Source organism: Mesorhizobium sp. B2-1-3A, from assembly GCF_006442655.1.
In the GTDB taxonomy this organism is placed as follows: Bacteria; Pseudomonadota; Alphaproteobacteria; order Rhizobiales; family Rhizobiaceae; genus Mesorhizobium.
The window spans coordinates 889,109-915,647 of record NZ_VFWK01000001.1 but is presented as its reverse complement, the minus strand read 5'-3'; the positions used below and the strand labels follow the sequence as shown (position 1 = coordinate 915,647).

The 26,539-nt window shown below is 62.7% G+C and carries 33 protein-coding genes; 25 read left to right on the top strand and 8 right to left on the bottom strand.

Translation table 11 applies throughout. From position 1 onward, the window contains the following. The first annotated feature begins 1 nt into the window (after nt 1). The 5 genes from FJ977_RS04540 to FJ977_RS04520 all read left to right on the top strand — a co-directional run bounded on the left by FJ977_RS04540 (nt 2) and on the right by FJ977_RS04520 (nt 4,051). Nucleotides 2–253: an exodeoxyribonuclease VII small subunit gene (locus FJ977_RS04540; RefSeq protein ID WP_056565628.1), complete on the top strand. Its 252-nt coding sequence runs from the start codon at nt 2–4 to the stop codon at nt 251–253. 112 nt (nt 254–365) lie between these two features. After that, nucleotides 366–632, top strand: a complete 267-nt coding sequence (locus FJ977_RS04535; protein ID WP_140768924.1) for a DUF2277 domain-containing protein — start codon at nt 366–368, stop codon at nt 630–632. A 40-nt stretch (nt 633–672) separates the two neighbouring features. Then, on the top strand, nt 673–1,593 hold the full coding sequence (locus FJ977_RS04530) for a pirin family protein (RefSeq protein WP_140768922.1): 921 nt from the start codon (nt 673–675) through the stop codon (nt 1,591–1,593). Nucleotides 1,594–1,695: 102 nt separating this feature from the next. Beyond that, nucleotides 1,696–3,609, top strand: coding sequence for a 1-deoxy-D-xylulose-5-phosphate synthase (dxs, locus tag FJ977_RS04525; RefSeq protein ID WP_140768920.1), 1,914 nt, complete (start codon nt 1,696–1,698; stop codon nt 3,607–3,609). A 148-nt stretch (nt 3,610–3,757) separates the two neighbouring features. Next, nucleotides 3,758–4,051: a hypothetical protein gene (locus tag FJ977_RS04520; protein ID WP_140768918.1), complete on the top strand. Its 294-nt coding sequence runs from the start codon at nt 3,758–3,760 to the stop codon at nt 4,049–4,051. Here FJ977_RS04520 and FJ977_RS04515 read toward each other — a convergent pair. After that, nucleotides 4,048–4,449 carry a GFA family protein gene (locus tag FJ977_RS04515; protein ID WP_140768916.1) on the bottom strand — a complete coding sequence of 134 codons (402 nt, stop codon included), beginning with the start codon at nt 4,447–4,449 and terminating at the stop codon, nt 4,048–4,050. The genes FJ977_RS04520 and FJ977_RS04515 overlap by 4 nt on opposite strands. A gap of 165 nt (nt 4,450–4,614) precedes the next feature. Between FJ977_RS04515 and FJ977_RS04510 the strand changes: the two genes are divergently transcribed. The 5 genes from FJ977_RS04510 (at nt 4,615) to FJ977_RS36610 (ending at nt 9,648) form a co-directional block, all read left to right on the top strand. Beyond that, nucleotides 4,615–5,379 carry a TlyA family RNA methyltransferase gene (locus tag FJ977_RS04510; RefSeq protein ID WP_140768914.1) on the top strand — a complete coding sequence of 255 codons (765 nt, stop codon included), beginning with the start codon at nt 4,615–4,617 and terminating at the stop codon, nt 5,377–5,379. Continuing rightward, a complete protein-coding gene (locus tag FJ977_RS04505) occupies nt 5,376–6,620 on the top strand; it encodes a class I SAM-dependent RNA methyltransferase (RefSeq protein WP_140768912.1) in 1,245 nt (414 codons plus the stop codon). Before FJ977_RS04510 ends, FJ977_RS04505 begins: the two co-directional genes overlap by 4 nt. A gap of 136 nt (nt 6,621–6,756) precedes the next feature. Beyond that, entirely contained in the window at nt 6,757–9,132 is a 2,376-nt protein-coding gene (locus FJ977_RS04500; RefSeq protein ID WP_140768910.1) for a caspase domain-containing protein, read from the top strand. 56 nt (nt 9,133–9,188) lie between these two features. Next, entirely contained in the window at nt 9,189–9,533 is a 345-nt protein-coding gene (locus tag FJ977_RS36195) for a hypothetical protein (protein WP_246682815.1), read from the top strand. Continuing rightward, on the top strand, nt 9,523–9,648 hold the full coding sequence (locus tag FJ977_RS36610; protein ID WP_274534531.1) for a hypothetical protein: 126 nt from the start codon (nt 9,523–9,525) through the stop codon (nt 9,646–9,648). Before FJ977_RS36195 ends, FJ977_RS36610 begins: the two co-directional genes overlap by 11 nt. Nucleotides 9,649–9,812: 164 nt before the next feature. Here FJ977_RS36610 and FJ977_RS04490 read toward each other — a convergent pair whose 3' ends face one another. The 5 genes from FJ977_RS04490 to FJ977_RS04470 all read right to left on the bottom strand — a co-directional run bounded on the left by FJ977_RS04490 (nt 9,813) and on the right by FJ977_RS04470 (nt 14,056). Next, nucleotides 9,813–10,502: a transglutaminase-like cysteine peptidase gene (locus tag FJ977_RS04490; RefSeq protein WP_181179592.1), complete on the bottom strand. Its 690-nt coding sequence runs from the start codon at nt 10,500–10,502 to the stop codon at nt 9,813–9,815. 145 nt (nt 10,503–10,647) lie between these two features. Next, nucleotides 10,648–11,355, bottom strand: a complete 708-nt coding sequence (locus FJ977_RS04485) for an NAD-dependent deacylase (protein WP_140768904.1) — start codon at nt 11,353–11,355, stop codon at nt 10,648–10,650. Nucleotides 11,356–11,421: 66 nt separating this feature from the next. Next, a complete protein-coding gene (tldD, locus tag FJ977_RS04480) occupies nt 11,422–12,834 on the bottom strand; it encodes a metalloprotease TldD (RefSeq protein WP_140768902.1) in 1,413 nt (470 codons plus the stop codon). A 117-nt stretch (nt 12,835–12,951) separates the two neighbouring features. After that, nucleotides 12,952–13,419, bottom strand: coding sequence for a YbjN domain-containing protein (locus tag FJ977_RS04475; protein WP_181179589.1), 468 nt, complete (start codon nt 13,417–13,419; stop codon nt 12,952–12,954). Between the two features lie 76 nt (nt 13,420–13,495). Beyond that, nucleotides 13,496–14,056, bottom strand: coding sequence for an invasion associated locus B family protein (locus FJ977_RS04470; RefSeq protein ID WP_140768898.1), 561 nt, complete (start codon nt 14,054–14,056; stop codon nt 13,496–13,498). A 259-nt stretch (nt 14,057–14,315) separates the two neighbouring features. Here FJ977_RS04470 and coxB point away from each other — a divergent pair, with 259 nt between their 5' ends. The 15 genes from coxB to FJ977_RS04395 all read left to right on the top strand — a co-directional run bounded on the left by coxB (nt 14,316) and on the right by FJ977_RS04395 (nt 25,410). Further along, the gene (gene coxB, locus FJ977_RS04465) at nt 14,316–15,332 is read left to right on the top strand and encodes a cytochrome c oxidase subunit II (RefSeq protein ID WP_181179586.1); all 1,017 of its coding nucleotides are present in this window, start codon (nt 14,316–14,318) and stop codon (nt 15,330–15,332) included. Nucleotides 15,333–15,370: 38 nt separating this feature from the next. Then, the gene (ctaD, locus tag FJ977_RS04460; RefSeq protein WP_140768894.1) at nt 15,371–17,023 is read left to right on the top strand and encodes a cytochrome c oxidase subunit I; all 1,653 of its coding nucleotides are present in this window, start codon (nt 15,371–15,373) and stop codon (nt 17,021–17,023) included. 76 nt (nt 17,024–17,099) lie between these two features. Then, a complete protein-coding gene (locus tag FJ977_RS04455) occupies nt 17,100–18,044 on the top strand; it encodes a heme o synthase (protein ID WP_140768892.1) in 945 nt (314 codons plus the stop codon). Between the two features lie 2 nt (nt 18,045–18,046). Then, nucleotides 18,047–18,208: a hypothetical protein gene (locus tag FJ977_RS04450; RefSeq protein WP_140768890.1), complete on the top strand. Its 162-nt coding sequence runs from the start codon at nt 18,047–18,049 to the stop codon at nt 18,206–18,208. After that, nucleotides 18,208–18,840: a cytochrome c oxidase assembly protein gene (locus FJ977_RS04445; RefSeq protein ID WP_140768888.1), complete on the top strand. Its 633-nt coding sequence runs from the start codon at nt 18,208–18,210 to the stop codon at nt 18,838–18,840. The genes FJ977_RS04450 and FJ977_RS04445 overlap by 1 nt, the downstream gene beginning before the upstream one ends. 1 nt (nt 18,841) lies before the next feature. Beyond that, complete coding sequence (locus tag FJ977_RS04440; RefSeq protein ID WP_140768886.1) at nt 18,842–19,720, top strand: cytochrome c oxidase subunit 3; 879 nt, start codon at nt 18,842–18,844, stop codon at nt 19,718–19,720. Between the two features lie 90 nt (nt 19,721–19,810). Beyond that, nucleotides 19,811–20,302, top strand: a complete 492-nt coding sequence (locus FJ977_RS04435) for a L,D-transpeptidase family protein (protein ID WP_140768884.1) — start codon at nt 19,811–19,813, stop codon at nt 20,300–20,302. Nucleotides 20,303–20,304: 2 nt separating this feature from the next. After that, nucleotides 20,305–20,691, top strand: a complete 387-nt coding sequence (locus FJ977_RS04430) for a DUF983 domain-containing protein (RefSeq protein ID WP_140768882.1) — start codon at nt 20,305–20,307, stop codon at nt 20,689–20,691. Continuing rightward, entirely contained in the window at nt 20,688–21,443 is a 756-nt protein-coding gene (locus FJ977_RS04425; protein ID WP_181179583.1) for an SURF1 family protein, read from the top strand. The genes FJ977_RS04430 and FJ977_RS04425 overlap by 4 nt, the downstream gene beginning before the upstream one ends. Nucleotides 21,444–21,563: 120 nt before the next feature. Further along, nucleotides 21,564–22,574 carry a 4-hydroxy-3-methylbut-2-enyl diphosphate reductase gene (gene ispH, locus FJ977_RS04420; RefSeq protein WP_140768880.1) on the top strand — a complete coding sequence of 337 codons (1,011 nt, stop codon included), beginning with the start codon at nt 21,564–21,566 and terminating at the stop codon, nt 22,572–22,574. 5 nt (nt 22,575–22,579) lie between these two features. Then, nucleotides 22,580–23,557: a homoserine kinase gene (locus FJ977_RS04415; protein ID WP_140768878.1), complete on the top strand. Its 978-nt coding sequence runs from the start codon at nt 22,580–22,582 to the stop codon at nt 23,555–23,557. Next, complete coding sequence (gene rnhA / locus FJ977_RS04410) at nt 23,554–24,087, top strand: ribonuclease HI (RefSeq protein ID WP_140768876.1); 534 nt, start codon at nt 23,554–23,556, stop codon at nt 24,085–24,087. Before FJ977_RS04415 ends, rnhA begins: the two co-directional genes overlap by 4 nt. 40 nt (nt 24,088–24,127) lie before the next feature. Then, a complete protein-coding gene (locus FJ977_RS04405; protein ID WP_140768874.1) occupies nt 24,128–24,706 on the top strand; it encodes a histidine phosphatase family protein in 579 nt (192 codons plus the stop codon). A gap of 121 nt (nt 24,707–24,827) precedes the next feature. Next, nucleotides 24,828–25,109 (top strand): type II toxin-antitoxin system ParD family antitoxin, encoded by a 282-nt coding sequence (locus FJ977_RS04400; protein WP_140768872.1) that lies wholly within the window; start codon nt 24,828–24,830, stop codon nt 25,107–25,109. After that, complete coding sequence (locus FJ977_RS04395) at nt 25,099–25,410, top strand: type II toxin-antitoxin system RelE/ParE family toxin (protein WP_140768870.1); 312 nt, start codon at nt 25,099–25,101, stop codon at nt 25,408–25,410. The genes FJ977_RS04400 and FJ977_RS04395 overlap by 11 nt, the downstream gene beginning before the upstream one ends. A gap of 4 nt (nt 25,411–25,414) precedes the next feature. Here the strand turns inward: FJ977_RS04395 and FJ977_RS04390 are convergent, their stop codons facing one another. Further along, the gene (locus FJ977_RS04390) at nt 25,415–25,891 is read right to left on the bottom strand and encodes a DUF2938 domain-containing protein (RefSeq protein ID WP_140768868.1); all 477 of its coding nucleotides are present in this window, start codon (nt 25,889–25,891) and stop codon (nt 25,415–25,417) included. 92 nt (nt 25,892–25,983) lie between these two features. After that, nucleotides 25,984–26,466: a peroxiredoxin gene (locus FJ977_RS04385; protein ID WP_056563927.1), complete on the bottom strand. Its 483-nt coding sequence runs from the start codon at nt 26,464–26,466 to the stop codon at nt 25,984–25,986. Nucleotides 26,467–26,539 lie beyond the last annotated feature (73 nt).

Genomic DNA, 26,539 nt, shown 5'->3' with positions numbered 1-26,539 from the left:
GATGGCTGCTGAGACCAACGAAGACGTCAAGGCGATGAGCTTCGAGCAGGCACTCGACGCGCTGGAGAAGATCGTCGATGATCTGGAGCGCGGCGATGTGCCGCTCGACCAGTCGATCCGCATCTATGAGCGTGGTGAGGCCCTGAAGGCGCATTGCGACCGGCTGCTGAAGGCGGCCGAGGACAAGGTCGAGAAGATCAGGCTGTCGCGCGACGGCAAACCGGTTGGAACGGAACCGCTCGACGCGGACTGAGGCATGGCCGCGAACCATGGTCTTGCCTCACCGGTTTTTGGACACGATCATGATTGAGGATAAAACTCGTCCCGATTGAAACAGCTCCAGGACAAGAGGAGATACGGAAGCGATGTGCAGAAACATCAAGACCCTGTTCAATTTTGATCCGCCTGCAACCAATGACGAAGTGCGTGACGCAGCCCTTCAATTTGTCCGCAAGCTGAGCGGAACGACGCGGCCTTCGAAACAGAACCAGCATGCGTTCGACCACGCCGTGGAGACCATCGCGGCATCGGCGCGCGAACTTCTCGATTCGCTCGAAACCAACCAGCATCCGCGCAACCGCGAAGAAGTGGCCGCCAAACTGCGGGCAAAGGCGGCGATCCGCTTTGCCTGATGCCGCCAAAGCGGTCACCGAACGCTGATAAGGAGAGTTCATGAGCTTCTTCCCGGGGAAAGACCCTGAGGCCGGCGACGCCTTTGCCAGCGACCAGATCGAACTAATGGTCATCCCGAACGCCAAGGACATTGGCGGCTTCGAGGTCCGTCGCGCCTTGCCGACCGCCAGGAGGCGGCTGGTGGGGCCGTTCATCTTCTTCGATCGCATGGGTCCGGCGATCCTGCGTGCAGGCCAGGCGCTCGACGTCCGTCCGCATCCGCATATCGGCCTGTCGACGGTGACCTATCTGTTCGACGGCAAGATCAGGCACCGCGATTCGCTCGGTACCGAAATGGTCATCCAGCCCGGTGACGTGAACCTGATGACCGCCGGCCGTGGCATCGTGCACTCCGAGCGCACGCCCGAGGAATTGCGCGGCGCGCCGATGTCGATCTCCGGCCTGCAGACATGGCTGGCACTGCCGGACGGCAAGGAGGAAGTGGCGCCCGTATTCGAGAACACCGCTGCCTTGCGGCTGCCCGAGATCGATGCCGAAGGCGTCAAAGGCCGCGTTGTGATCGGTGACTTCCAGGGACTGCGTTCCCCGGTACGGGCCGACGCCGAGACGCTCTATGCCGACCTCAGGCTGGCGCCCGGCGCCAGCATAAAGATTCCGGCCGATGCCGAGGAGCGCGCCATCTACACACTGGAAGGCGAGGTCACGATTTCGGGTGACGTCTTCCCGGCTGAACGCCTGCTGGTGTTCCGGCCCGGCGACGAGATCATCGTGTCGTCGCAAACCGGTGCGCATTTCATGCTGTTCGGCGGCGCCTCGCTCGGCTCGCAGCGCTACATCTGGTGGAATTTCGTCTCTTCCTCCAAGGAGCGCATCGAACAGGCCAAGCAGGAATGGAAGACGGGCCGCTTCGATATCGTTCCCGGGGACGCGAAAGAGTTTATTCCGCTGCCGGAGAGCTGAGCAAAATCGGCGAGGGGACCTGCTTGATCCGCGTCGCCGACACGCATTTACTTTCGCAGGCCGGCGGCCTATCCCGCCGTTGAACAGAAAGCCCGAGCTCCCGTGAACGCAACGCCGCATACGCCGCTTCTCGACAAGGTCCGCATTCCGGCGGATTTGCGTGCGCTTGACGAGAGCGAACTGCCGCAACTGGCATCAGAACTTCGCCTCGAGCTGGTCGACGCGGTGTCCCGCACCGGTGGTCACCTTGGCGCCGGCCTTGGCGTGGTCGAACTGACGATCGCCCTGCACTATGTCTTCAACACCCCGGACGACCGGCTGATCTGGGATGTCGGCCATCAGGCCTATCCACACAAGATTCTGACCGGCCGCCGCGATCGCATCCGTACGCTGCGCCAGGAAGGCGGCCTGTCCGGCTTCACCCGCCGCGCCGAGAGCGAATACGATCCCTTCGGCGCCGCCCATTCCTCGACTTCGATATCGGCAGGCCTTGGCATGGCCGCTGCCCGCGACCTCTCCGGCGGCCGCAACAATGTCATCGCCGTCATCGGCGACGGCGCCATGTCTGCCGGCATGGCCTATGAGGCCATGAACAATGCCGGCGCGCTCGATGCCCGGCTCATCGTCATCCTCAACGACAACGACATGTCGATCGCGCCGCCGACCGGTGCGATGAGCGCCTATCTGGCGCGGCTGGCGTCGGGCAAGGCCTATGCCGGCCTGCGCGACTTCGGCAAGAAACTGACGTCCTATCTCGGCAAGCGCGCCGATCGTGCCATTACAAGGGCGGTCGAGCATGCGCGCGGCTACGTCACCGGCGGCACCTTGTTCGAGGAGCTCGGCTTCTACCATATCGGCCCGATCGACGGTCACAATCTTGAGCATCTGATCCCGGTCCTGAAAAACGTCCGCGACAATGGCGAAGGCCCGGTGCTGATCCATGTCGTCACCCAGAAGGGCAAGGGCTACGCGCCGGCGGAAGCCGCCGCCGACAAATATCATGGCGTCAACAAGTTCGACGTTATTACCGGCGCGCAGGCCAAGGCGCCGGCCAACGCGCCGGCCTACACCAAGGTGTTCGCCGAAAGCCTGATCCAGGAGGCTCGTGAGGACGATCGCATCGTCGCGGTCACCGCCGCCATGCCGAGCGGCACCGGTCTCGACCTGTTCGGCGAAGTGTTTCCGGCCAGGACCTTCGATGTCGGCATCGCCGAGCAGCACGCGGTCACCTTCGCGGCGGGCCTGGCGACCGAAGGCTACAAGCCGTTCGCGGCGATCTATTCGACCTTTCTGCAGCGCGCCTACGACCAGGTCGTCCACGACGTCGCGATCCAGAAACTGCCGGTTCGTTTCCCCATCGACCGCGCCGGCTTCGTCGGCGCCGATGGAGCCACTCATTGCGGTGCCTTCGACACCACCTTCCTGGCAAGCCTGCCGGGCTTTGTCGTGATGGCCGCCGCCGACGAGGCGGAACTTCGCCACATGGTGCGCACCGCGGCAAGTTATGATGACGGCCCGATCGCCTTCCGCTATCCGCGTGGCAATGGCGTCGGCGTCGACATGCCGGAGCGCGGTTCGGTTCTCGAACTCGGCAAGGGCCGCATCGTCAGGGAAGGCACAAAGGTGGCGCTGCTGTCCTTCGGCACGCGCTTGCAGGATTGTCTGATCGCTGCCGAGGAACTCGGCGCGGCCGGGCTTTCCACCACCGTCGCCGATGCCCGCTTCGCCAAGCCGCTCGACGAGGATCTTATCCGGCGGCTGGCTCGCTCGCACGAGGTTCTGGTGACGGTGGAGGAGGGCGCCATTGGCGGCTTCGCCAGCCACGTGCTGCAGTTCCTCGCCCATGAAGGACTGCTGGAAAGCGGCCTGAAGGTGCGCCCGCTGGTGCTGCCCGACGTGTTCGCCGACCACGCCAAGCCGGAAAAAATGTATGCCGATGCTGGCCTCGATGCCGCCGGCATCGTGCGCACCGTTTTCACCGCGCTCGGGCATACGGCCCGCGCCCAGCGCGCCTGAATCAAAACCTCAAGCGCTTGAATCAATTTGCCGGCTTGATTTCATAACGCATTGTTAACACTGCCGTTTGGCGTTTTGCTTACCGTGTCCCTTGGCCGTTTTTCAACGGCGCCCTGCTAGATCGACGTCAGGCAGGGAGATAATAACAATGAAGACGCTTCTGTGCGGCGTGGTTTTTCTGGCCATCATCGCGGCACCCGCCGCCGCCGAGACGCGCTACGACCGCAATCTCGAAAGGGCGGCAGTGGGCATCGTCGCCGGCAAGATGGGCGATATCCGTGGCGGTTTTTCCTACAAGCAGGTGCCGCAGCTTGTGGTCCTGCCTGACCCTGTGCCGGCGTCCGCGGTTGCCGCCGAGCACCCAGGTGAGCAAGCTTCAAGGGATCGGCACGACGGCTTGTCTCCCGCCGTCGAGCGCCAGGTGTCGCGCACTATCTTCTAGAACCACATGTCGCGCACGCAGCGGCCATCGCGAGGCAGGTCGTCGTAAGTGTCGAGCCCATCGAAATGGTCGATCGGCAGATCGGCGACGGCCTCGGGCGGCGCCAGCCGCACATTGACGGCGATGCGTGTTCGACCGGAGGCACCGGCGCGCAGCCCGCGCCAGGCGAGCACGCAGGCGCAGGTCGGGCAGAACAGGATTTCGAGCGAAGGCGTATCCTTTCCGGCGCGCGTGTAGCTGGCCATCGGCCCCGCGACGCGAATGCGCTCATCGACATAGTCATAGGCCCAGAGCACGCCATAGCGGCGGCAGAGCGTGCAGTTGCAGGCGGTGACCGGCCCGGGATCGCCCTCAAGGGTCCAGTGGGTTGCGCCACAGTGGCAGGTTCCCGTCAGCATTCGTTGTCCCCGGGTTCCGACGATGGAGGTTCTCCTCCTCGATTACCATTTTGCCGAACCCGATGCGATGCACGCAAGCCACGGCGCGGCCTGGTGCGCTCGCCGCTCTTTGCTTGTTCGGCCCAATGTCCTTGCCTTCGCCGCCGGCTTTCGCCATGAAGGCCGATGAACTCGCCTCTGCCAGCCAGCACCCGCCAGCGGCTCGACGACCTGCTCGTCCAGCGCGGACTGTTTGCCAGCCGCTCGCGTGCCCGCGACGCGGTCGAGCGTGGCACGGTGACGGTCGATGGCTCCATTGCCCGCAAGCCCGGTCAGAACGTTTCGCCGCAATGCCTTGTTGCCATCGATGATCCGGCGCAAGGCTATGTCTCGCGCGCGGCGCTGAAGCTGATCGGCGGGCTCGACCACTTCAGCCTAGACCCAGAAGGCTGCGAAGCGGTCGACATCGGCGCCTCGACCGGCGGGTTTACCCAGGTGCTGCTCGAACGCGGCGCCTCCCATGTCACGGCGATCGATGTCGGTCACGGCCAGATACATCCTGATGTTGGTGGCGATCCCCGCGTGACGGTCATCGAGGGGCTGAATGCACGCGATCTCACCATCGCCGATCTTGCCGGCCGTGTTCCAGGTTTCATCGTCTCCGACGTCAGCTTTATCTCGCTGAAGTTGGCGCTGCCGCCGGCGCTCGCCATTGCGAAGCCCGGTGCCGCCGCGGTCTTTCTGGTCAAGCCGCAATTCGAGGCGGGTCGCGAGGCCATCGGCAAGGGCGGTCTCTTGAAAGACCCCTTCGATGCCGCCCGGGTCGCCGGCCTGCTGCAGGATTGGCTGGACGCCGTGCCCGGCTGGCGCTCGCTCGGCCTGCATCTGTCGCCAATCGAAGGCGGCGACGGCAATCGCGAATTCCTGCTCGGTGGAATCAAGGATCGATGAGCGCGCGCTTCACCATCAAAAAGCTTGGCGCCCAGGGCGACGGCATTGCCGAGACCGAAGGCGGCGATCTGTTCATTCCCTTCACGCTGCCCGGCGAGACCGTCACCGCCGCGCGCGAGCGGGATCGCGCCACGTTGATGGCGGTGCTGGAGGTTTCGCCGCTGCGCATAGAGCCGGCCTGCCGCCATTTCACGGAGTGCGGAGGCTGTGCCCTCCAGCATTTCGAGGCCGAAGCCTATCGCCAGTGGAAACGCGAGAAGGTGGTGCACGCCCTGAAGGGCAAGGGCATCGAGTGCGACATCGACGCGCTGGTTGCCTGCGCGCCGCAGACGCGACGCCGTGTCGTGCTTGCCGCGCGTCGCACCGATACGGGCATGCTGCTCGGCTTCAATCGCCATCTGTCGCCGGAAATCATTTCCATATCGGAATGTCCGATCTCGCTGCCCGGAATCGTCGGAGCGCTTGGCCAGTTGAAGGCGCTCGCAGACTTGATATGCGCCACCACCAAATCGTTCCGGATGGCCGTCACCGTGACGGGTTCCGGCCTCGATGTCGCGGTGCATGAGTCCGGCAAGCTCGGCGAACACCAGCGCCGCATCGCGTCCAATTTTGTCCTTGCGCAAGGCTTTGCCAGGCTGTCCATCGATGACGAGATCATCATCGAACCGAGAAAGCCCGTGGTGATGTTCGGCAGCGTCGCGGTCGCCGTGCCGCCGGGTGCCTTCCTGCAGGCAACCGAAGCAGCCGAGCAGACCATGGCCGAGATTGTCGGCGGGCATCTGAAGCGCGCCAAGAAGATCGCCGATCTTTTCGCAGGCTGCGGCAGCTTTGCGCTCCGGCTTGCAGCGAAGTCGGAAGTCCATGCGGTGGAGGGCGATGCGGCGGCACTTTCGGCGCTCGACCGGGGATCGCGCTTCGCGACTGGCATCAAGCGGGTGACGGGCGAACGCCGCGACCTGTTCCGCCGACCCTTGACCTTCAAGGAGTTGAACGCCTTTGACGGCCTTGTCTTCGATCCGCCGCGAGCGGGTGCCGAGGACCAGTCGAAGCAGATCGCCCGCTCGGATGTTCCATTCGTTGCCGCCGTGTCCTGCAACCCGGTGACGCTGGCTCGCGACCTGCGCATCCTCCTCGACGGCGGCTACACCCTGAAAAGCGTGACGCCGATCGACCAGTTCCTGTGGTCGCCGCATGTCGAGGCGGTCGCCCTGCTGGAAAAGCCCAGGAAAAGGCGCGGCTGAGCCGGAGAATGATCACGTTTCGTTGAAACTGGGCAATCGACCGCGCGATACCGAAAGACGCCGGATTAACGCCGCAAAGCCGCCTTTTTGCGCAAGCCTAGTCTGGGCTCTGGGGCGGAAGCATCTTACCTGACGGATGATCGTAATGCGGACGGTCTTGAAATTCCTCGCTTTCTTCCTCGCCCTCTCCATTTTGGCATTCGGCTCGACGACCGGGGCGCTGGCGCAAGGCGAAAAGCGCCTTGCCTTCGTCATCGGCAATGCCGCCTATCCCGCTAGCGCGCTGACAACGCCGGCCAATGATGCGGGCTTGATCGCCCAGACATTGCAGGCGGCCGGGTTCGACGTGGTGGGCGCGCGTGACGTCGACCAGGAATCGCTGCGTGGCGCCTATCGCGATTTCCTCGCCAAGGTGACCGCAGCCGGCCCCGACGCGGTGGTGTTTGTCTATCTGGCCGGGCAGGGATTGCAGTTCGAAGGCGAGAACTATTTCGCGCCCGTCGATGCCGAGATCGCCAATGCGGCTGACGTGCCGATGGCCGCGGTGCGGGTTTCCGACCTCACCAAGCCGCTCGCCGCGCTGCCGACGAAGGTCAACATCGTCGTGCTCGATGCGGCGCGGCCAAATTCCTTCGCCAAGTCGAACCAGCCGCTGGCCGGTGGCCTCGCACTGGTCGATCCCGACCCGAACATGCTGATTGCCTTCAACGCAGCCCCGGGCACGGTCGCGCCGGAAGGCAAGGGACCCTATGGGGCCTATGCCCAGGCGCTTGCCGAGATGATCAGGGATGGTGGCCTGCAACTGGGCGATGTGTTTGACCGCACGCGGCTGCGGGTCAATGAAGTGACTGATGGCGCGGAGGTGCCTTGGAACGCCTCCAAGATCACCGATCCCTTTGTCTTCTTCGACCGCGGCCCGGATGCTCCGGCGCCGCAGGTCTCCGCCGCCGAGGTGCGTACCAACCGAACCAAGGAGATACGCGATTTCGACGCGCATGATGCCTATATCGCGGCTCTGGATCGCGACACGATGCGCGGCTACGAAGATTTCATCGTCGCTTATCCGCATGACCCGATGGCCAAGCGCGTGCGCGCGATCCTGGCGGCGCGGCGCGAGGCGATCACCTGGCGCCAGACCTGGCTCAGGGACACGCCCGAAGCCTACTGGTCCTATCTCGATCGCTATCCGCATGGCCCCCATGCCTGGGACGCCCGCCGCAGGCTCGAGCATTTCGACGCTGCCCTGGAGCCGCCGCAGAATTTCGCGGTCTATGACTATGACGTGCCGCCGCCACCGCCGGAAGAGATCGTCTATGTCGACCGGCCCGTGCTCTATTTCGACGATCCGGAATTCGACTTCGACCCGCCGCCGCCCGTGGCGGTGATCTTCCTGCCGCCGCGGCCGCGCGACTTCATCGAATTGCCACCTCCGCCGCCGCCGGTCGGGATATTCGTGCTGCCGACGCCTGTCTTTGTGCCGGTGCCTACCTGGGTCAACCCGCCACACGACATTTTCCCGCCGCCGAACGACGTCATCTTCAACAACATCCACAACACCACGATCATCAACAACACGACGATCAACGAGACCAACAACCAGGGCGGTGGCCTCACCGGCCAGAAGCTGACTGCTGGCGCCGTGGGCCTGGGTGCTGCCGCCCTGGCGACCAAGGTGGCGTTGCCGGCTTTCCTGCAGAAAAAGGAAACCGTGCTGTCCAAACAGAACCCCGGCGGCCTGCCGCTGAAGCCGGGGCAGGGTGGCCAACAGCCGGGCGGTGCCAGGCCGCTGTCGAAGACATTGCCTGCCGACAAGCTGACAGGTCATGCCTTGCCCGGCGCTGACGGCAAGACCCTGCCGCTCGTCAATGGCAAGCCGGTGCTGAATGGACAGAACCTGCCCAACAACAAGTCCAGGAAGCTCTTGAACAAGCAGGTCACGGCAGGTGGAAACGCCGCCGTGACCGGCAACCCGGTGGTGAATGGGCAAAACGGGACCAATGGCCAGGGCCAGAACGGTACCGGCAAGAAGCTCCGCAAGATCCCGGGCGTCAACGGCACGCCTGCGGCGAATCGAGCGAACAACCCATCGGCGCTCAATAGCCAGAATTCAGGCCAGAATCCGCCTAACGGCAAGTTCAGGAAACTTCACAATCAGGGCAGTGGCCAGACGAACGCCCAGGCCAACGGGCAAGGCAATGGGCTCAAGGGCGATGGCAAGGCTCCCAAATTCCACAAGTTACCTGCCAACGGCAACAGTGGTGGCAATGTCCAGCAGAAATTCAAGGTCAACAACGGCAACCCGCAGCTGAAAGTGCAGGGGCAGCCCAGGCCGCAGAGGCCGGAATTCCACGCCCAGCCGAGGCAGCAGGTGCAGCCCAGGCCGCAGAGGCCAGAGTTCCACGCCCAGCCGAAGCAGCAGGTGCAGCGGCAGGCACAGCCAAGGCCGCCGCAGCCGCCAGCTGCCAGGAAGCCGTCTTGCGGGCATCCCAGTGAGCCCGCTTGCAAGAAATAGCGCATGTCCCCCCAAAAGGTGATCCGCTTGGGTCGGGACATGCCTAGGACAAAGGCTTGAAGCGCGTTGCTGGTCGCGTGGTGTGGGGCGAGTCGGCTTTGCCGGCCGGCGGCAAAACATGGCGGGCCGCGGCGGCGACCTGCGATCAGATCACAACTGCGTGGTTGGCCACGGCCAAGATTGCGCAGTGCCTCGGCTCGCTGTTACCAGTCGATGTCGGGTGGGGTGCCAAAGGGAGTGACCACAATGAGGATTGCAAGCGTTCTGACGTCCATCGCCCTGGCCGGGTTCATTGCGACGGGAGCTGCCGCGGCAGCGACGACGGCAGCGACCACGACGGCGCCGGCCACCACAACGACCGCCCCAGCGAAGAAGGCAAAGACGACTGCCATGACGCCTGAGAAAACCGCGATTTCGAAGCAATGTTCCGCGCTTGCCGATGCCCAGAAGCTGCACGGCAAGGCACGCGAGAAGTTCCGGGCCGACTGCAAGAAGAACGGCGGCAAGGCCGGCTGATCAGCCGCCTTCGCGGGTGAAGGTTTCGCCGCCAGCCTGCCAGCAAGGCTGGCGGCAATTCCGGAAAATGTGAACCGGGTTTCCGTCCGAGATCTGTTCGCCTGGGCCAGATCAAGGGCGGATGAAACCCACCAAACGCCTGGATGGCCGGATCGCCAGGCCGTTCAGTTCACGAGTTTGGCAACATTCGTGATGGCCTTCGGCGTGCCACCTCGCTGGTTGATCGACACCCAGACATTCGGGTTCTGCTGCGACTGCCGTTTCAGGAAATAGTAGCCTGTTGCGTTCCAGGGCCTGATTTCGTCGACCAGATTGTCGAGGACCAGATCGCCTTTGTCGGTTTTCACCGTCAGGATGGTGTGGCCTTCATTGTCAAGGTCGTGCACCACGGTCATCAGCAGCGACTGCCGGGGAAATCCAGCCTCCTGAAGAAGCTTGCGCTTGTAGAGTGCGTAGATCTTGCAGTCGCCCTTGCCGTCAACCGGGTAATCCCAGTGGTCCGTCATCGTGCCCCAGTGGTCGAAATTGCTGACGGGTTTGATGGACCTGTTCGCCTTCTGATTTATCCGCTCGAGGGTGCGCAGGTTCTGCGCGGTCAGCTTGACGCTGGCGGCCGGGAGAGCGGGCACCTTGCACTCCTTTGGTCGGCGATGGCAGAAATCGATCCAACCGTAGGGGACGCTGGTGGAGCCGCCAACGGCGGCGGAGAGTGACCCATCCGTGGATGGGCGCGTCGATATTCGCTTGAACAAGGTCGACTGCGCCGCCGCCGGGCTGACTTGCAGCGACGTCGCACCGATCAACGAAACGAAGCCAAGCAGGATAGACGAGGTCAGGACGGAGGAATGCCGCATTGCCAAAACCACCACCGCAACGAGGGAACTGGTGCTGCGTTCGTGCGCAAATGCAGCCCAGGCAGTTAAACACTTAACAATTTCCTAACTTGGATTGTGTTCACTTCAAGGTGCCGGCCAGGATTCAGGCCGGAAAACGTCAGCGTCAGCCTGTCGCCGAGAGAATACGTTCGACGAAGGCAGGCACCACTTGCGTCGCCGGTCCTTCCATCTGGTCGTCGAAGCGGGAGGCCCAGCCGGCGCATTTCAGGTTGAGTTCGATCGTCAAGGCGCCGGCGGCGCGCGCCTCTTCGACAAAACCCGCCGCCGGATAGACACTGCCGCTCGTTCCGATCGCCACGAACAGATCGCAACGCGTCAACGCCTCACCGATCTCTTCCATGCGGTAAGGCATCTCGCCGAACCAGACCACATCAGGCCGCAACCGTCCCTTCGCACCGCAGGCTGGGCATCCGGATTGAACGGCGATGTCGGCGGCCCAGACGCTGCTTGCGCCGCAGTCCTGGCAAAGCGCGCGGCCGAGTTCTCCATGCATATGGATCAGGTTTCTCGAGCCGGCGCGCTCATGCAGATCGTCGATGTTCTGGGTGACGAGGAGGATGTCGCCTCGGACTTCGCGTTCCAGCCTCGCCAGTGCCGCATGGGCCACGTTCGGCTCGACGCTGTCCATTTGTCGCCGGCGCATGTTGTAGAAGTCCTGCACCTTGGCGGGATCGCGGGCAAAACCTTCCGGCGTCGCAACGTCTTCGAGGTTGAATTTCGCCCAGACACCGTCGGGATCGCGAAAGGTCGCGACGCCCGATTCCGCCGAAATGCCGGCACCTGTCAGGATGACGATCCTTGATCTGGGCATAGTCGGGCCGCCTGCATTCGGAAACATCACTGTGGCCGATGATGTTATTGAAACGGCTCCAAGGCCTCAAACCCTTGTGCCGCCAACCGTCATCTGGTTCATCCTGAGATGCGGCTGGCCGACGCCGACCGGTACGCCCTGTCCGGCCTTGCCGCACATGCCAATGCCATTGTCGAGCTTCATGTCGTTGCCGACCATCGAGACGCGGTGCATGGCATCAGGCCCGTTGCCGATCAGCATCGCCCCCTTGATCGGCTGTGTTACCTTGCCGTTCTCGATCATGTAGGCCTCGGTGCAGCCGAACACGAATTTGCCCGAAGTGATGTCGACCTGGCCGCCGCCGAAGGAGACGGCATAGATGCCGTTCTTGACCGAGGCGATGATCTCTTCCGGCTCCATGTCGCCAGAAGTCATGTAGGTGTTGGTCATGCGCGGCATCGGCTGGTGCGCATAGCCCTCGCGCCTTCCGTTGCCGGTGGCCTTCATGCCCATCAGCCGGGCATTCTGCCGGTCCTGCATGTAGCCGACCAGCTTGCCGTCCTCGATCAGCACGTTGCGGGCCGACGGCGTGCCTTCGTCGTCGACGGTGAGCGAGCCACGCCGCTCCGGGATTGTGCCGTCGTCAACCACGGTGACGCCCTTGGCGGCGACTTGCTGGCCCAAAAGGCCGGCGAAGGCCGAAGTCTTCTTGCGGTTGAAGTCGCCTTCCAGCCCGTGCCCGACGGCTTCGTGCAGCATGACGCCCGGCCAGCCGCTGGACAGCACGATGTCGAATGTACCGGCCGGGGCGGGAATGGCCTCGAGATTGACCAGCGCCTGACGGAGCGCTTCCCTGGCGGCATGCTTCCAACTGTCCTCGATCAGGAATTCGCCAAAGGCCTTGCGTCCGCCCATGCCGTAGGAGCCGCTTTCCTGGCGGTCGCCGTCGCCAACCACGACCGAGACGTTGATGCGGACCAGAGGCCTGATATCGCGCACCACCTGACCGTCCGCGCGTACGATCTCGACATGCTGCCAGGACGCGGCGAGCGAGGCCGTCACCTGGCGCACGCGCGGATCCTCGGCGCGCAGCCAGGCGTCGATTTCCTGCAACAGCTTTGCCTTGGCCTCGAAGGAAGGCGAGGGGATCGGGTTCCCGTCGCCGTAGAGATGGCGGTTGGTGCGGGCGGGCGGAGTGGCAAGCATGCCGGAATAGCCGCCCTTGACGGTCGCAACGGCAGCAGCGGCGCGCAGCAGCGAGGCCTCGGAGAGGTCGCTCGAATGAGCGTAGCCACTGGCTTCACCGGCGACCGCACGCAGGCCAAAGCCCTGGTCGGTGTTGAAGTTGGCGGTCTTCAACCGGCCATTGTCGAACATCAGCGCTTCGCTCTCGCTGTATTCGAGAAACAGTTCGCCGTCGTCGGCGCCGTTTATGGTGTCGGCAACGATCTGCTTGATACGATCGTCTGAAATGTCGAATTGGCCGATCAGGCTGTTCATGGCGCATCCATTCGTGGGAAGAGAGCTTGTTTCCCACGATGTAGGCGCGAAGCCGCGCCGAGACAATCGTCCCGACGCGCCATGAGGGCAAATGCGGCCGCCGACAGGCCGCCGGCGTCACTTCTGGTTGATGAAGTCCTTGATGTTGGTGGTCATTGAATCCCAGTTCGAGAACTGTTCTTCAAGATTGGTTTTGGTTATGCCGCCGATGAAGTTGACATCCATCTTGAAGTTGGATCCGTCACCCGAAAACGCATTGACCCAGCGATACTTCTTGTTCCAGGCATTGGCTTGCTCGGCCGTGAAGGCATCGGTGTATCCCGAGGAAAACTGGATGGATTTGCACTTCTCGTGGTTTTCGCAGCCATAGAAGTAGATGACATATTTCATGCCTTGGAGCCGGCCGGAGACCATGGGGTCGCCACCGTCGTCCTTGTCGAGCTTGGCCGAGCCGTAACCCTTGGCAATGTCGAGAATTGCGGCCGGATCAGGCGACGTGATGATTTCGGTATCTTCAGCCCACGCAGCGGAAACCGCGCCCGTCAGAACCAGACCAGTGGATAGAAGCCAGGAAAACGAGCGCATTGTTACCCCCACCGCCAAAACCCTCATCCCTGGGGAATTCTGCGTCAGGACCGGTTTCCTCGCAAGCGTCCTGCTCTCAGGGAAGGGCGGCGAAACCCTCGGCAAATCCCTTGAGATCGACAGGGATGCCTATGCCTTCTTCAGGTGTCTGGAAGACGATGAACGTCGCCGACGTGCCGGTCTTCAGCGTGTCGAGGAGCGGCTTTTCGAGGATGACCTCGGCGTAGCAGCCGTCCTGGAAGCAGCGCACGAAATAGGCGCGGCCGATATCCTTGCCGTCGACGTTGAGGCCGAGCCCGTTGGGCAACAGCACGCCTAGCGGCGCCAGCACGCGCAGGATCTCGGCCTTGTTGTCGGCGGTGCGCAGCACGACCACCGACAGTCCCATCTCCGGACGATCCTCGGCAACGACATTCTGCATCATGACGCATTGCTCGGAGGTCGCGCCTGCCGGCGTGTCGCAGATGATCGACCAGGCGCCATGCGTCGAGCGCACCGTGCCGCTCGGCTGGGCCGCATCGGCCTCATTCGCGACGAACAGACCGGCTGTGGACATGACGGCGAGAAACATGACCTTCGCCAGGGCTGTCGAAAGCCCCGGTCTCGTGTGCCTCAGTCTCGAAAGCCAAGAGTTCATGACGGCTCCATTGCGAATCACGGCACTTTAAGCCGCGCCAATGCCAAGTAAAGGACGTGACCGCGTCCGAACTGTCCCGAAACAGGCAATACAGCGCTTTTCCCTGCCAATTTTGCCTGAATTACGACGCTTCGCGCGCTCCGCCGGCATGAGGCGGGCGACCCGCCGAACATCCGCGATTCGCCGCCGTGGCCGCCGCCACGGAAGAGCCGTGCCAGCTTGCGCGCAAAAATGCCGCACAGTTTCCTCCGCTCCTTTCTTGCGGAGGGAAAAAGAGTATGGTTTGAACCACCTTGAGACTGTCGGGATTCCCGTCCCGGCATTGTTCGTTATTCTCGTTGGCGCAGCCGCGAGGAACTGGGAGACGAAGAGGGCGATGAGAAATTTCCTAGCTGGCGCCAGGTTTCTAGCAAGTGCCAAGTTTCTGAGTGCTTGTGCCGCTGCCACGATTTTTGCCGGCACATCCGCCCATGCCGATCAGCCCGTGGCGTGGGAGACGACCTTCCAGGCGCCGGCGACCGATATGATGCGGCAGATCGAGTGGTTCGGAAACTACACGATGTGGTTCATCGTCCCGATCACCGTTCTGGTGCTGCTTCTCCTCGCCTACTGCATCGTGAAATTCCGCGCGAGCGCAAATCCGGTCCCCTCCAAGACCAGCCACAACACGCTGATCGAGGTGATCTGGACTGTTGGACCGGTCGTGGTCCTGCTCTGCCTTGCCATTCCCTCGTTCCAGCTCTTGACCGCGCAGTACACCCCGCCGGAAGAAGCCAAGCTGACCGTCAAGGCGACCGGCAACCAGTGGAACTGGGATTACGAGTACCAGACCGACAACACGCTTTCCTTCAATTCGGCCATTCTCCAGGATGGCGATCGCGCCAAGGCAGGCAAGGAGGATCGCAAGGTCTATCCGCGCCTGCTCGCCGTCGACAATGAGTTGGTGGTGCCGGTCAACACGATGACGCGCGTGCTTGTCACCGCGACCGACGTGATCCACTCCTTCGCCATGCCGTCCTTCGGCATCAAGATCGACGCCATTCCGGGGCGTACCAACGAGACCTGGTTCAAGGCCGAGAAGGAAGGCCTCTATTATGGCCAGTGTTCGCAGCTTTGCGGCAAGGACCATGCCTTCATGCCGATCGCCATTCGTGTCGTCTCGGATGCGCAGTTCAAGACCTGGCTGGCGGCAGCCAAGACCGACCTGCCCGGCGCCAACAAGACGCTCATGGCCGAGGTCGAAGGCCAGAACAAGGTAGCGGCCGCCGGCAATTGATGCCGCGGGTTAGCAAGATTTAGGGAACGGAGCGGAACATGGCAGACGCTGCAGCTCACGACGGGCACGACCACAAGCCTTATCACGGTTGGGTGCGCTGGGTTTATTCGACCAACCACAAGGACATCGGTACGCTCTACCTGATCTTCGCGATCATGGCCGGCATCATCGGCGGCGCCCTGTCGGTTGCCATCCGTATGGAACTGCAGGAGCCTGGCATCCAGATCTTCAGCGGTCTGGCGCAGATGGTCTACGGCATGAACGGTGACGCCGCGATCGATGGCGGCAAGAGCATGTACAATGCCTTTGCCACCGCGCACGCGCTGATCATGATCTTCTTCATGGTCATGCCGGCCCTGATCGGCGGCTTCGCCAACTGGATGGTGCCGATCATGATCGGCGCTCCCGACATGGCGTTCCCGCGCATGAACAACATCTCCTTCTGGCTGTTGCCTCCGGCCTTCATCCTGCTGCTCACCTCGATGTTCGTGCCGAGCGCGCCTGGCGCCTACGGTGTCGGCGGTGGCTGGACGCTCTATCCGCCGCTGTCGACCTCGGGTCAGCCCGGGCCCGCCATGGATCTGGCGATCCTGTCGATCCACATCGCCGGTGCCTCGTCGATCCTCGGTGCCATCAACTTCATCACCACCATCTTCAACATGCGCGCTCCGGGCATGACGCTGCACAAGATGCCGCTGTTCGCCTGGTCGGTGCTGGTCACCGCCTTCCTGCTGCTGTTGTCCCTGCCGGTTCTGGCCGGCGGCATCACCATGCTGCTCACCGATCGCAATTTCGGCACGGCCTTCTTCGCGCCGGACAATGGCGGCGATCCGCTGCTGTTCCAGCATCTGTTCTGGTTCTTCGGCCATCCGGAAGTGTACATCCTGATCCTGCCGGGCTTCGGCATCATCAGCCATATCGTCTCCACCTTCTCGAGGAAGCCGGTGTTCGGTTATCTCGGCATGGCCTATGCCATGGTCGCGATCGGCGCCGTCGGCTTCATCGTGTGGGCGCACCACATGTATACGACCGGCCTGTCGCTCGACACTCAGCGCTACTTCGTCTTCGCCACCATGGTCATCGCGGTGCCGACGGGCGTGAAGATCTTCTCCTGGATCGCAACGATGTGGGGTGGGTCGATCTCCTTCAAGACGCCGATGCTGTGGGCACTGGGCTTCATCTTCCTGTTCACCATCGGTGGCGTCACCGGCGTCCAGCTGGCCAATGCCGGTCTCGATCGTTCGCTGCATGACACTTATTTCGTCATCGCCCACTTTCACTACGTGCTGTCGCTGGGCGCGGTGTTCGCGATCTTCGCCGGCTGGTACTACTGGTTCCCGAAGATGACCGGCTACATGTATTCGCCTGTCATCGCCAACACGCACTTCTGGGTCACCTTTGTCGGCGTGAACCTGATCTTCTTCCCGCAGCACTTCCTTGGCCTGGCCGGCATGCCGCGCCGCACCATCGACTATCCGGACGCGTTTGCCGGCTGGAACTATGTGTCGTCGATCGGCTCCTATATCTCGGCCGTTGGTGTGGTGATCTTCCTCTACGGCGTGTTCGAAGCCTTCCAGAAGAAGCGGATCGCCGGTGCCAACCCATGGGGTGAGGGCGCCACCACGCTCGAATGGCAGCTGCCTTCGCCGCCGCCGTTCCACCAGTGGGAGCAGCTGCCGAAGATCAAGTAAGGCGGCTCCCCTCTCGAACACGAAACCGCCGGCCCGCCGGCGGTTTTGGCCAACGGAATGATGGACTTGAGTACGCATGGCCCTAGTCGACGAAACCAGCATTGACGAAGCGGGCTTCCGCATGTCGGAAGCGACGGCGGGCGATTTCTTCGCCCTGCTGAAGCCGCGCGTCATGTCGCTGGTGGTGTTCACAGCCTTCGTCGGGCTGGTCGCCGCACCCGTGACCATTAATCCCCTGCTGGCGGTGATCGCCATCCTTTCGATCGCCATCGGTGCCGGCGCCTCTGGCGCGCTCAACATGTGGTACGACGCAGACATCGACGCGGTCATGACCAGGACGGCCAGCCGTCCAGTGCCGTCCGGCCGCATCCAGCCGCACGAGGCGCTCAGCTTCGGCCTGGTGCTCTCGGTGCTGTCGGTGATGACGCTCGGCGTGCTGGTCAACTGGCTGTCGGCGACGCTGCTGGCCTTCACCATCTTCTTCTACGCCGTCGTCTACACGATGTGGCTGAAGCGCTGGACGCCGCAGAACATCGTCATCGGCGGCGCGGCCGGCGCGATCCCGCCGGTAATAGGCTGGGCCGCGGTGACCGGCTCGGTCAGCCTCGAAAGCATCATTCTGTTCCTGATCATCTTCCTGTGGACGCCGCCGCATTTCTGGGCGCTCGCGCTGTTCAAGTCCGAGGACTATGAGCGCGCCGGCATCCCGATGATGCCCAATGTCGCCGGCCAGGCGTCGACCCGCCGTCAGATCTTCGCCTATGCGCTGGTGCTGGCCCCGGTCGGCGTGCTGCCGTGGGTGCTCGGCTACACCACGCCCTTCTATGGCGTGGCCGCCATACTGCTCGGGCTCGGCTTTGTCTGGTACGCCTGGAAAGTTCTCGGCATGGCCGACGATGACCGCGCCATGAAACCGGCCAAGGCGCTGTTCGCCTATTCGCTGCTTTATCTCTTCGCCATCTTCGCTGCCTACCTGGCCGACAGCGTTGTCGAACGCGCGCTTGCCATGGGTGGAGCATGATCATGGTCGAGGAAAAGCTCGAGACGGTCACCTTGACCGATCGCCAGAGGAAGGCCCAGCGCAGCCGATCCATCGCCATAGGCGTGGCGCTGGCGGTGCTGGTCGTCATTTTCTACATCGCGACGATCGTGAAGTTCGGCCACAATTTGTCGGGCAAGATGTGATGAGCGTCGAGACGCCTAGAAAGACGGCCGGCAAAAACAGCAACCGCATCGTCGCGGCAGTTTGCCTTGCCTTCTTCACTGGCATGATCGGCATGGCCTATGCCGCCGTGCCGCTCTACAAGATGTTCTGCCAGGCGACCGGCTATGGCGGCACGACGCAACGTGTCGAGAAGCAGTACGCCGGCCGCGTGCTCGACCGTGAGATCACCGTCCGCTTCGACGCCAATATTGCCGGCGTGCCGTGGGAGTTCCAGCCGGTCCAGCGTTCGATAACCATGAAGATCGGCGAGACGGTGCAGGCGCACTATCAGGCGACCAACAAGTTCGATCGCCCCGTTACCGGCCGTGCCACCTTCAACGTGCAGCCGGAACTGGCGGGTCCTTACTTCAACAAGGTCGAGTGCTTCTGCTTCACCGATACGTCGCTGAAGCCCGGCGAGACGCTGGACATGCCGGTCCTGTTCTATGTGGACCCCGATATCGTGAATGTGCCGGAACTGAAGGACGTGAAGACGATCACGCTGTCCTACACGATGTTCCCGGTCGAGAAGAACAAGCCGGTCGCCTCCTCGGAGCCGGCCAAGGGCAACAGCAAGACAGTTTCAGATACCGAAGCAAATCTCGGGGGTTGATATGGCAGACGCGCACGCAAAACATCACGACTATCATCTCGTCGACCCGAGCCCGTGGCCTTTCCTGGGCTCGATTGGCGCGCTCGTCATGGCCTTTGGCGGTGTCGCCCTGATGGAATATCTGAAGGGTGGATCCTTCCCGATCTTCGGCTTCAATATCGCCAATCCGTGGCTGTTCTTCATCGGCCTGGTGATCGTGCTCTACACCATGTTCGCCTGGTGGTCGGACACGATCAAGGAAGCGCATGAGGGGCATCACACACGGGTCGTGTCGCTACACCTGCGTTACGGCATGATCATGTTCATCGCCTCGGAGGTGATGTTCTTTGTTGCCTGGTTCTGGGCCTATTTCGACGCCAGCCTTTTTGCCGGCGAGGCACAGAACTACGCGCGCAAGGCATTTACCGGTGGGGTCTGGCCGCCGAAGGGCATGGAGGTTCTCGATCCCTTCCACCTGCCGCTCTATAACACCATCATCCTGCTCCTGTCCGGCACCACGGTCACTTGGGCGCATCATTCGCTCATCCATGGCGATCGCAAGGGGCTGATCAACGGTCTGGTGTTGACGGTCGGCCTCGGCATGCTGTTCACCATGGTGCAGGCCTACGAGTACATGCACGCTCCGTTCGGCTTCAAGGATTCCATCTACGGCGCGACCTTCTTCATGGCGACCGGCTTCCACGGCTTCCATGTCATCATCGGCACCATCTTCCTGCTGGTCTGCCTGATCCGGGCGATGAAGGGCGACTTCACCACCAAGCAGCATTTCGGCTTCGAGGCGGCCGCCTGGTACTGGCACTTCGTCGACGTGGTCTGGCTGTTCCTGTTTGCATCGATCTACGTCTGGGGATCGGTCGGCGCGGTGATCGAAGGCCACTGATCGGGCCTTCAGCATCTGGATTTCAGGAAGGCGGCCACGGCGACGGGCCGCCTTCTTCTTTTCGGCGCAATGATCGCCGATCGGTTGCCGATGCGGCGAACAGTTCCCTGGGCGATTTGTGTATTCATTCTCCTGGCATTCCCGGTCCTTGCGGCCGAGAAGGTCGATCTGGTGCGTGTCCGCAAGGCGGAACGGCGGCTCGAACTGGTCGGTGACGGCAAGGTCCTGCGCAGCTACGACGTCGCGCTCGGTGGAGATCCCTTCGGCCACAAACGCCAGGAGGGCGATCAGCGTACGCCCGAGGGCCGCTATGTTCTCGACTGGCGCAACCCCAACAGCATCGCGCACAAGTCGATCCACATCTCCTATCCCAATGCCGAAGATCTGGCGGCCGCGAAGGCGCGCAATGTCGATGCCGGCGGCATGATCATGATCCATGGCCAGCCGAATGGCTTCGGCTGGTGGGGCTGGCTGCTTCAATTGGTCGACTGGACCGATGGCTGCATTGCCGTTACGGATTCCGACATGGACGAAATCTGGGGAATGGTGACCGATGGGACACCGATCGAGATCGAGAAATAACCATGAATGACGACAAGGCGATCTGGCCTCCCATCGATCCGATTTCGGCCGGCCTGCATGGCCGCTGCCCGCGCTGCGGCGAGGGGCGGCTGTTTTCCGGGTTCCTCACCGTCGGCAAGCGCTGCATCAATTGCGGCCTCGACTATTCCTTCGCCGATGCAGGCGACGGGCCGGCGGTCTTCGTCATCCTGATCATCGGCTTCATCATCGTCGGCCTGGCTCTCTGGGTGGAAGTGACGCTGAGCCCGCCGCTCTGGCTGCATCTGCTGATATGGATTCCGCTGGCCCTGGTGCTGTGCCTGACGGCGCTGCGGCTGATCAAGGGTGTGCTGCTCACCCTGCAATATGCCAACAAGGCGGCCGAAGGCCGGCTGGACCACAGCGAATGAGCGAGGCCTCCATCAAGGATCGTGGCCGTTCGCGGCCACGATCGGCGTTGCTGCTCGGCCTTGGCCTGTTGCTGCTCTTGATCCTTCTGGCGCTCGGCACCTGGCAGGTCCAGCGCCTGCACTGGAAAGAAGGCCTTCTGCAGACCATCGATCGACGCACCCACTCGGCGCCTGTGCCGCTGGCCGAGGTCGAGAAGGAATTCGCCTCGACCGGCGACGTCGACTACACGCCGGTCACGGTCTCCGGCACGTTCCTGCATTCGGGCGAGCGGCATTTCTACGCGACCTGGGAAGGCGAGGCCGGTTTCAACGTCTACACGCCGCTGGCCCTCGACGACGGCCGCTTCGTGCTGATCAATCGCGGCTTCATCCCCTACGACCTCAAGGACGCCGCCAAGCGCGCCAAGGGACAGGTGACCGGCAAGGTCACGATCACCGGGCTCGCTCGCAATCCGCTGCCGGCAAAACCGTCGATGATGCTTCCTGACAATGATGTGGCGAAGAACATCTTCTACTGGAAGGATCGCGACGTCATGGCGGCGAGCGCCGGCCTGCCCGCCGGGTTCACGCTGGTGCCGATCTTCATCGATGCGGACAAGACGCCGAATCCCGGTGGTCTGCCGATCGGAGGCGTCACTATCATCGACCTGCCGAACAGCCATCTGCAATATGCTGTCACCTGGTATGGGCTTGCCGCGGCACTCGCCGCCGTGCTCATCCTGCGGCTTCGCCGTCCCGCGAAAGAGGAATGAGCGCGACCGACGCCCTTTTCCATCGAGGCCCCCCTTCTACCGACGCCCTTGACAGGGCCCGCTCTTGACAGAGCAGGGGTAGGCACCTCATTTCGGCGCTGACGAACCGGCTAGGATTCAATGCTTCAGACAATCGCCAAGCCTCCTCTGACGATACGGCTCTGCCAGCCTCGCGGTTTCTGCGCAGGCGTCGACCGTGCCATCCAGATCGTCGTGCTGGCGCTGAAAAAATATGGCGCGCCGGTCTATGTCCGCCACGAGATCGTGCACAACCGCTACGTCGTCGAAGGACTGCAAAGCCTTGGCGCCGTCTTCATCGAGGAGCTTTCCGAAATCCCGCCCGAGCATCGGCAGTCGCCGGTCGTCTTCTCGGCGCATGGCGTGCCCAAATCGGTGCCGGCGGACGCGCAGGCGCGCAACCTGTTCTATCTCGACGCCACCTGTCCGCTGGTCTCGAAAGTCCACAAGCAGGCGATGCGCCATCAGCGGCTTGGCCGCCATGTACTGCTGATCGGCCATGCCGGGCACCCGGAGGTGATCGGCACGATGGGGCAATTGCCCGAGGGCGCGGTCACGCTGATCGAGACCGAGGCCGATGCGGCCAGGCTTGTGCCAACCGATCCGAAGGCGCTTGGCTTCGTCACCCAGACCACGCTGTCGGTCGAGGACACCGCCGGCATCATCCGTGCGCTGCAGGACCGTTTTCCCGACCTTCAGGCGCCCGCGGCGGAATCGATCTGCTACGCCACCACCAATCGCCAGGAAGCGGTCAAGGACACCGCGCCCGGGGCTGATCTCTACCTCATCGTCGGCGCCCCGAATTCCTCCAATTCGCGCCGCCTTGTCGAGGTCGCCGAGCGTGCCGGCGCCAGGATGTCGCTTCTCGTGCAGCGCGCCGCCGAGATTCCGTGGAATGACATCGGCAACATTTCGACCCTTGGCCTGTCGGCGGGGGCATCGGCGCCGGAGATCATCGTCGACGAGATCATCGACGCGTTCCGCCAGCGCTTCGATGTCACCATCGACCTGGCCGTTACGGCCACCGAAACAGAGGATTTTCCGGTCATGCGGGTATTGCGCGATGTCGAACTGACGCCGGCCGACATGGCCTTCGTCAATGGAGCCGCGTAAGGCACATGGCGGTCTACACCGATGTTGCGGAGGGCGAACTCGGCGCTTTCCTTAAGCACTACCCGGTCGGCGATCTCCTGTCCTACAAGGGCATCGCCGAAGGCACCGAGAATTCGAACTTCCTGCTGCACACCTCCACCGGCTCCTACATTCTGACGCTCTATGAGAAGCGCGTCGAGAAGGCGGACCTGCCGTTCTTCCTTGGGCTGATGGGCCATCTCGCCAACAAGGGGGTGTCCTGCCCGCTGCCGGTGACAGCGCATGACGGCAGCGTCATCGGCACACTTGCCGGCCGCCCGGCGGTCATCATCACTTTCCTGGAAGGGCTTTCGCTGCGACGGCCGACAGCCACGCATTGCGCCGAGGTCGGCAAGGCGCTGGCCGCCCTGCATCTGGCCGGTGCCGATTTTTCGATGACCCGTCCCAACGCGCTCGCCATCGACGGCTGGCGCAAGCTGTGGACCGCAGCGCGCGGCCGGGCCGACGAGGTTGAGCCGGGCTTGGCGGCCGAGGTCGATGCCGACTTCGCCGATTTCGAGCGGAACTGGCCGAAGGGTCTTCCGGCAGGCATCATCCATGCCGATCTGTTTCCGGACAATGTCTTTTTCCTCGGCGAAAAGCTCTCCGGCCTGATCGACTTCTATTTCGCCTGCGACGATCTCTACGCCTACGACGTCGCCACCTGCCTCAACGCCTGGTGTTTCGAGAAGGACTTTTCCTTCAATCTCACCAAAGGCAAGGCATTGCTCGCCGGCTATCAGAGCGTGCGGCCCCTGAGCTATCAGGAAAAAGCAGCACTTCCAATGCTGGCGCGCGGTTCGGCGTTGCGGTTCATGCTGACCCGGCTCTACGACTGGCTCACCGTTCCAGATGGTGGCCTGGTCATGAAACGCGATCCGACCGAATACATCAGACGGATGCGCTTCCATCGGGCGATCAAATCTGCTTCGGAATATGGGTTGGCCGAATACGGGGTATCATGAGCAAACAGGTTGAAATCTTCACCGACGGCGCCTGTTCGGGCAACCCTGGCCCTGGCGGATGGGGTGCGATCTTGCGCTTCAACGGCACGACCAAGGAACTTTCGGGCGGTGAGGCCGAAACGACCAACAACCGCATGGAGTTGCTGGCCGCCATCTCGGCGCTCAATGCGCTGAAGGAGCCTTGCACGGTCGAGCTTCACACCGACAGCAAATATGTCATGGACGGCATTTCCAAATGGATCCATGGCTGGAAGAAGAACGGCTGGAAGACCGCCGACAAGAAGCCGGTCAAGAACGGTGAACTGTGGCAGGCGCTCGACGAAGCCAACCGGCGCCACAAGGTCACCTGGAACTGGGTCAAGGGCCATGCCGGCCATACCGAGAACGAACGCGCGGACGAGTTGGCCAGGGAAGGCATGGCGCCGTTCAAGAAAGGTTCCTTCAAGCCGGCGGGGTCAGCGCCGAGGCCGGATGTCCAGGCAAAACAGCCGCCGGCCACGAAAGCGCGTCGTTCGACACAGAGCTATTGATTTCCGGCAACTGGTCCGTGCCCAGGCAGCAATCTCGATCATGCCGATCCTCTACTATGTGACGCATCCCCAGGTTCAGGTCGATGCCACCGTTCCCGTGCCGGAATGGGGCCTATCCGATTTTGGCCGTGCACGAGCGATTGTGATGCTCGATCAACCGTGGGTCGGATCGATCCGGCGCATCGTATCTTCCGCTGAACGCAAGGCGATAGAAACCGCTGAGATCCTCGCAAGCCATGTCGGCCTTGCCGTCGATGTGAGGGAACGGACGCATGAGAATGACCGGTCGGCGACAGGTTTCCTGCCGCCGCTGGAGTTCGAAGCGGTCGCCAACGAGTTCTTCGCCAATCCGTATAAAAGCGTTCGCGGGTGGGAGCGGGCAATTGATGCGCAGCATCGTATCGTGAGCGAGGTCCGCGCCGTGCTCGGCACCCATGACGCTGGCGACATTGCTATTGTGGGCCATGGAGGCGTGGGAACGCTCCTCCTTCTCTCCCTCGGTGGGCGGGAAATCAGCCGCGACGAGGATCAGCCGGCCGGCGGCGGCAATTATTTTGCCTACGATATCGGCGCGCGTCACGTCATTCACGGATGGTGGCCGATCGACAGGCTACCTTGACCGGCGTCCGGCGGGCTTATGCATAGGGCCCAGGCTAGGCTCCTCTGGCGGCGTTGCCGTTGATCGATGATATGGATGGGAGTAATATTTCCTACCATGGAGCAATGAATAAGGACGCAGCATGGCAAACGTTGAAAAAATGAGCGTGGCTGTAACCCCGCAACAGGCAGCCCTCATGCGGGAGGCCGTGGAAGCGGGCGAGTATGCCACGGCAAGTGAAATTGTGCGTGAAGCGGTGCGGGATTGGCTGGCAAAACGCGAACTGCGTCATGACGATATCCGCCAGCTGAGGCGGTTGTGGGATGAAGGCAAGGCGAGCGGGAGACCGGAGCCTGTGGATTTCGACGCATTGCGGAAGGAGGCTCGGCAAAAGCTGACGGAAGCCTCGCCGAATGGCCGTTAGGCTGCTCTGGTCTCCCGCGGCTAGGGCGGACCTGATTGACATCTACGTGATAATAGGCAGCGAAAACATACGGGCGGCCGATCGCTATTATGATCGGCTGGAGGCGCGGGCCATGCAACTGGCTGACCAGCCCCGAATGGGTGTTAGGCGACCGGACATCAGGCCTTCAGCGCGAATGCTGGTGGAGGCGCCTTTTGTACTGCTTTACGAAACGATTCCGGACACTGATGACGGCCCAGTCGAGTCGGTTGAAATCGTCCGTGTGGTGGACGGGCGGCGGGATCTAAACCGTCTGTTCTAGCTGTCTAGCGGACCAGCAGCGCGGTGCCCCAAAGCCCGAGCGCGAACACTGTGTGCGAGACCAGGTTGAGCGCCCGGATCCGCATGGGATTGGGTCGCTTCGAGGCTGCCCATCCCGCTCCCATGCCGGGCGCCAGCAGGAACCAGCCGGCACCGACGGTGACGATGCCGAGGATGAAGGCCGGCAGGAAGGTCGGCGCGGCAAGCCAGCCCGCACCAGCCACCACGATCAGGATGATGCCGTAGACGATGCCGACGAAATAATGGAAGGCCCAGCCCAGCGCCACTTCGTGCGCGTAGGGCGCTGCATCGCCGATATCATCGTGAAAGACCTTGTCACTGAGATGCCAGACCCAGCGCCCGACCGGTCCCCAATTCGGCTTCGGCTGGCCGAATGCCTTGTGCAGGAAGAAGGCCCAGACATCCATCAGGACGGTGGCGCCGATGCCAATCGCGACTGCGCGCCAGAAGACGTCAAACATTGTTGGGATCCCCCGAAAATCCGCCGTTCTGGAGTGCAAGCGGTTCGGGCGAGGCCAGCCGTCGCGGCCTCGCCCGAACCGATCGTCGAAGCTCAGAGCTGTCCGAGAATATGAGCCGCGCCGGACTCGTCGACGCCGGGCTTGGTCTCGACATTGACCGCGGTCACCTTGCCGTCGTCGACGACCATCGAAAACCGCTTCGAGCGCAGGCCCATGCCGCCACCGGAATAATCGGCATCGAGGCCGACCGCCTTGGCGAAATCGCCGTTGCCGTCGGCGAGGAACAGGATCTTGCCCTCACCGCCGGTGAAACGGGCCCAGGCACCCATGACATGAACGTCGTTGACCGAAACGACTGCGATGGTGTCGACGCCACGCGCCAGGATGGCGTCATGGTTTTCGAGATAGCCGGGCAGATGATTGTTGCTGCAGGTCGGCGTGAAGGCGCCGGGAACACCGAACAGAACCACCTTCTTGCCCGGGAAAATCTCGGCTGACGTGATCGCCTTGGCGCCATCGGCGGTCATTGTCTTGAAGGTCGCCTCGGGCAGCTTGTCGCCAACGGAAATGGTCATGAGTTCCTCGCTTGGGGAATGGGAAGAGTGCGTGCTTGCGTAGCGAACTCGGCGGCTTCCTGCAACCATCGAG